This window comes from Actinoplanes sp. ATCC 53533 (assembly GCF_003947245.1).
In genome coordinates, this window is the sequence record NZ_QHHV01000627.1 from 1 (window position 1) to 695 (window position 695).

1 pseudogene is annotated in these 695 nt (G+C 66.5%); it reads left to right on the forward strand.

Features of this window, described 5'->3' with window-relative positions:
- Positions 1-17 precede the first annotated feature (17 nt).
- A pseudogene (locus DMB66_RS65725) lies at positions 18-695 on the forward strand (hypothetical protein); the annotation flags it as partial.

Sequence of the window (695 nt, forward strand, 5' to 3'; positions counted from 1 at the left end):
GCGGGGCTCGTGTGGCCTTGTTGGCACTGCTCGGCTTGGTGCGTCAGCTGAACGCTGTTGGCATTGCTCGGCTTGGTGCGTGGGCTGAGCGTTGGGGAAATCGCTTGGCGGGTCCGTCTATCGTGTTGCGCATCATGATCTACCGATTTCATTCGCAGCTTTCCTGGACCGTTTCGGCACTCGTCGCGACTGCGGGCGTGCTCGTGCTTGGCGCGCCCGCGCAGGCAGCCACCACTGGGGTCGCGGCGGTGGCCAGTGCCACCAAGGTGACCTTTGCCGCCGGGTCAGGTCAGGCCAACGCGATCACGGTGACCCGCTCTGGCCGGGTCGTCGTCATCGACGACAAGGTGACGATCAAGCCCGGCAGGGGCTGTAAGCGGGTCGGCAGCGACAAGACCCGGGTGAAGTGCACGACCACGTCGAACCCCGCGCTCGTCACCGTCAGCACCGGAAACAAGAACGACGTCATCACCAACAAGACCGGCATCCCGATGACCGCCAACGGCGGCAGCGGCGACGACATCATCGTCGGTGGCAGCGCCCGCGACGCGGTGCTCAACGGCAGCACCGGTAACGACAAGGTTTACGGCGGGGCCGGCAACGACGACCTCTACGGCGGCACCGGCAACGACAAGCTTTACGGCGGCAGCGGCAACGACGAGCTCGACGGCCTGGCCGGCGCCGACTACCTGGGC